This is a genomic window from Aliidongia dinghuensis, from assembly GCF_014643535.1.
Taxonomy (GTDB): domain Bacteria; phylum Pseudomonadota; class Alphaproteobacteria; order ATCC43930; family CGMCC-115725; genus Aliidongia; species Aliidongia dinghuensis.
The window spans coordinates 1-1,515 of sequence record NZ_BMJQ01000052.1; the positions used below are offsets into that span (position 1 = coordinate 1).

Annotated in this window: 1 protein-coding gene; it reads left to right on the plus strand. The window is 72.5% G+C overall.

Annotation, left to right across the window (positions count from 1 at the left end; translation table 11 throughout):
- Positions 1-1,515 (plus strand): hypothetical protein (locus IEY58_RS34105; RefSeq protein ID WP_229744178.1); only part of this gene is annotated, 1,515 nt, incomplete at both ends.

A 1,515-nucleotide genomic window follows, 5' to 3' on the forward strand; every position in this document is an offset into this window, starting at 1 on the left:
CGGTCCGCGCCGGCACGCTCGACCTGACCGGGCAGATCGGCCTCGCGAACTTCGGCACCGCGACCTTCGCCAGCACCGGCGATACGCGGCTCTACAGCCTCGTCTACAGCCAGACCGCGATCCCGACCGGCGAGCTGGTCACGGGCGGCAACCTCACCTTCCAGGCGGCGCAACTCTACCCGGCAACGGCGAACAGCTTCATCATCGCCGCGGTCGGCCCGACGGTGAACGGCACGCAGCTGCCGACGACGGTGACGATCGAGGCCGGCGGCACCCCGGCCGCGGTGCCGCTCTCGGCCGGCGGCAGCCTGCTGATCGATGCGACGACCATCGTCCAGGACGGCACGGTGCGCGTGCCGCTCGGCACGCTGGTGCTCGGCGTCGGCGACCCCACGGCCGCGGCCGCCCCGTTCGACAACCTGCCGCTGGTGGCGACGCAATCGGTGGCGCTGGGCGCCGGCAGCGTCACCTCGGTCTCGCTCGATGGCGCCACGGTGCCCTATGGCACCACGATCGACGGGCTCGACTGGCAGTACCAGATCTTCGGCCCGAACCAGGCGAACGAATCCTTCGCCAACCTGACGGCGCCGCCGGCGAAGTCGATCAGCCTCGCCGGCAGCGCCGTGGCGCTCGAGCCCGGCGCCACGGTCGATCTCTCCGGCGGCGGCACGCTCTATGCGGCGGAGTGGGTCTCCGGCACCGGCGGCTCGCGCAACCTGCTGCTGCGCTCGAACATGGTCTATGCCAGCGGCGCCACGCCGAGCCAGGTGCCGCTCTATCCGGACGACCGGCCGATCTACGCGGTGATCCCGGGCTTCAGCGGCCCGGTGGCGCCGGTCGATCAGGAGATGGCGCCGAGCGGCGCCGCCGCCGGCCAGCAGGTCTATCTGTCCGGCGTCGCGGGGCTGCCCGCCGGCGTCTATACGCTGCTGCCGGGGCAATATGCGACGATGCCCGGCGCCTACCGGGTGGTGCAGCAGACCGGCACGGTCAATGCGGTCGCCAGCGAGAACAAGCTTCTCCCGGACGGCAGCGGCATTGCCGCCGGGTATTTCATCGACGGGCTGACCGGCGCGCGCGCGGCACAGACGACGGCGTTCCTGGTGCAGTCGGCGCCGGTCTGGGGCCAATACTCCCAATACACGATCACCGATGCGAACAGCTTCTTCGCGAGCCAGGCGGCGGAGGCCGGACGGGCGGTGCCGCGCCTGCCGGCGGATGCCGGGCAGCTGGCGCTGGCGGCGACGAGCGCCTTGACCCTGGGGGCCACCTTGCAGACCCAGGCGGGCCCGGGCGGCCAGGGCGCGCTGGTCGATATCGCCTCGCGGGACATCGAGATCACCGGCACCGGCGCCGGCAATGCTGAGGCGGCGCTGCCGGGCTATCTGCAGCTCGGCGCCGCGGCACTCGACCAGCTCGGGGCGGGGAGCCTGCTGATCGGCGGCACCAGGAGCCCGACCAGCACGGGCGAGACGATCCATGCCACGGCGAACAGCGTCGTGGTCGCGAACGACG